The sequence below is a fragment of the Aeromicrobium sp. genome, from assembly GCF_025965075.1.
Taxonomy (GTDB): Bacteria; Actinomycetota; Actinomycetes; order Propionibacteriales; family Nocardioidaceae; genus Aeromicrobium.
Genome location: NZ_JAOPXQ010000180.1, coordinates 1 through 2808, shown reverse-complemented (window position 1 = coordinate 2808; position 2808 = coordinate 1). Strand labels below are relative to the sequence as shown.

The window sequence follows — 2808 nt, the reverse complement described above, 5'->3', positions numbered from 1 at the left end:
GATCTTTGAACGTAGTCAGGGTCTTCTCGAATTCTTCAGATTCGTGGGATTTCCGCACCCAGTCTAACGGCTGGCGGGGCGCCGCCACGCGCTACGCTGCACAGTCATGGCCACCCAGGACGTTCCGACCCCCTTCGCCAGCGACGATCCGGTCTATCGCACCGGCGTCATCGAGCTCCTCGGAGTCCTCGCGTACGGCGAGATCAGCGCGTGGGAGCGCCTCGCCGAGGATGCCAAGATGTCGCCCGACATGCGCACCAAGGTCGAGATCGCAGCGATGGCATCGGCCGAGTTCGGCCACTTCGAGCTGATCCGCGACCGTCTGCTCGAGATGGGGGAGGACCCCTACGAGGCGATGCAGCCGTTCGCGACGACGTTCGAGCGCTTCCACCGCCAGACCACGCCGTCGGACTGGCTCGAGGGCCTCGTGAAGGCGTACGTCGGCGACGGCCTGGCGGCCGACTTCTACCGCGAGATCGCGGCCTACCTGGACGCCGACACGCGCGCGCTGGTGCTCGACACGCTGAGCGGGACGGGACACTCGGAGTTCGTCGTCGACGCCGTGCGGGGCGCGATCGAGGCCGACCACCGGGTAGGTGGACGTCTTGCCCTGTGGGGCCGACGGCTGATGGGCGAGGCGCTGAGCCAGGCGCAGATGGTCGTGGCCGAGCGGGACGCGCTGAGCACCGTGCTGGTCGGCGGCGTCGACCACCCGGGCATGGACCTGGCCGGGATCGGGCGGATGTTCACCCGCCTGACCGAGGCCCACACCGCCCGGATGGACAAGCTGGGCCTCGCCGCCTAGCAACCACGGGTCCCCAGCGAGCGACGGACTGCGGACGCAGCCCGGCACCTGCGAGGAACGAGCGGTTGGAGTGGCGAGGAACGAGCCGCGCGCCCTACTTGGAGTTGGCGGTGACGGCTTCGCTGGCGGCGAGCCCGAAGCCCACCTTGCGGCCGATGTCCGAGGTGAAGTCGAGGTAGGCGACCTTCTCGGCCGGCACCGCGACAGTACGACCCTTGTCATCGGTCAAGGTGAAGACCGAACCGTTCTTGAGGGCCTCGTCCAGCAGCGCGAGGACAGCGCGGGGCTGCTCCTCGGTCGACACGGACAGCTCTCGGGGGGCGTGCTGCACGCCGATCTTGACCTCCACGGTCACTCAACTCCTTGGGTGTTGTCGTCTTCATTGCGGGGGAATCCGCCGATGCCACGCCAGGCGAGCCCGGCGACGAGCTGGACGGCCTCGGTACGCGTGAGGGTCGAGTCCTGGGACAACCAGTTGCGGGCGCCGACGTGGCCCATCCCGACCAGGCTGACCGCCAGCAGGTGCGACGCGGCACCCGGCAGGCCGGTGTCCTCGTGGATGACCTCGGCGATCGCCGCGGCCGACTCCTCGACGACCCGGTCGACCTGCTGGCGCACGGCGGGGTCGCTGGTCAGGTCGGACTCGAACACGAGCCGGAACGCGGCACCCTGGTCGGCGACGTAGTCGTACCAGAGCTCCATCGTCGCCTGGACCCGCCGGCGGTTGTCGGTCGTCGACGCGAGCGCGTCCTTGACCTCGCTGATGACGGTGTCGCACGAGGTCTCGAGCAGCGCGAGATAGAGGTCGAGCTTGCCGGGGAAGTGCTGGTAGAGCACGGGCTTGGACACACCGGCGCGCTCCGCGATCTCGTCCATCGACGCCGAGTGGTAGCCCTGCTCGACGAAGACCTCCAGCGCGACCTGCAGGAGCTGTGCGCGACGCGCTGAACGCGGGAGACGGCTCGTGCGGGGACGCATCGGGATCGCTTCGGTCACGACGTCAGCCTACTGCCCCGCCCATCATGCGGACGGGCGGAGCCGGTGTCGACGGACAGCGGGAACAATGGACGCATTGACGGCGTTGTGCCGACGAACACCGTACGTACCAGAGGAGAACCCGTGGTCGCCCCACTCGTGCAACCAGCCGCAGAGCTCACGATCGACGAGGTGCGCCGCTACAGCCGCCACCTCATCATTCCTGACGTCGGGATGACGGGCCAGAAGCGGCTCAAGAACGCCAAGGTCCTGGTCATCGGCGCCGGCGGCCTGGGCAGCCCCGCGCTGCTCTACCTGGCCGCGGCCGGCGTCGGCACGCTCGGCATCATCGACGACGACGTCGTGGACGAGTCCAACCTGCAGCGCCAGATCATCCACGGCCAGTCCGACATCGACAAGCCCAAGGCCGAGTCCGCCGCCGCCTCGGTCGCCGAGACCAACCCGTACGTCACGACGATCGTGCACAACGAGCGCCTCGACACCGACAACGTCCTGGAGATCTTCAGCCAGTACGACCTGATCGTCGACGGCACCGACAACTTCGCGACCCGCTACCTGGTCAACGACGCCGCCGTGATCCTCGGCAAGCCGTACGTGTGGGGCTCGATCTACCGCTTCGAGGGCCAGGTCAGCGTCTTCTGGGCCCAGGAGGGTCCGCAGTACCGCGACCTCTACCCCGAGCCGCCGCCGCCGGGCATGGTCCCGTCGTGCGCCGAGGGTGGCGTGCTGGGCGTCCTGTGCGCCTCGATCGGCTCGATCATGGTGACCGAGGCGATCAAGCTCATCACCGGCATCGGCGACCCGCTGATCGGCCGGCTGATGGTGTACGACGCGCTCGAGATGCGCTACTCGACGCTCAACATCCGCCGCGACCCGACCGGCGAGCCGATCACGGCGCTGATGAGCGACTACGAGGCGTTCTGCGGCGCGATCAGCGAGGAGGCGGCCGACGCGGCCGCGGACTCGACGATCTCGGTGGCGACCCTCGACGGCTGGCTGAAGGAGCG

Annotated in this window: 4 protein-coding genes; 2 read left to right on the top strand and 2 right to left on the bottom strand. The window is 68.7% G+C overall.

Going from position 1 to position 2808, the window contains the following annotated elements:
• Positions 1 to 106 precede the first annotated feature (106 nt).
• Entirely contained in the window at positions 107 to 805 is a 699-nt protein-coding gene (locus JWQ91_RS11000) for a ferritin-like fold-containing protein (RefSeq protein WP_297783651.1), read from the top strand.
• Between the two features lie 94 nt (positions 806 to 899).
• On the opposite strand, the gene JWQ91_RS10995 is transcribed toward JWQ91_RS11000, so the two are convergent.
• Together JWQ91_RS10995 and JWQ91_RS10990 are read right to left on the bottom strand one after the other, a co-directional pair.
• Positions 900 to 1160, bottom strand: a complete 261-nt coding sequence (locus JWQ91_RS10995) for a DUF3107 domain-containing protein (protein WP_366521377.1) — start codon at positions 1158 to 1160, stop codon at positions 900 to 902.
• Positions 1157 to 1801, bottom strand: coding sequence for a TetR/AcrR family transcriptional regulator (locus JWQ91_RS10990; RefSeq protein ID WP_297783648.1), 645 nt, complete (start codon positions 1799 to 1801; stop codon positions 1157 to 1159). The genes JWQ91_RS10995 and JWQ91_RS10990 overlap by 4 nt, the downstream gene beginning before the upstream one ends.
• Positions 1802 to 1924: 123 nt before the next feature.
• Here JWQ91_RS10990 and moeB point away from each other — a divergent pair.
• The coding region (moeB, locus tag JWQ91_RS10985; RefSeq protein WP_297783645.1) for a molybdopterin-synthase adenylyltransferase MoeB at positions 1925 to 2808 on the top strand (884 nt) is incomplete at its 3' end.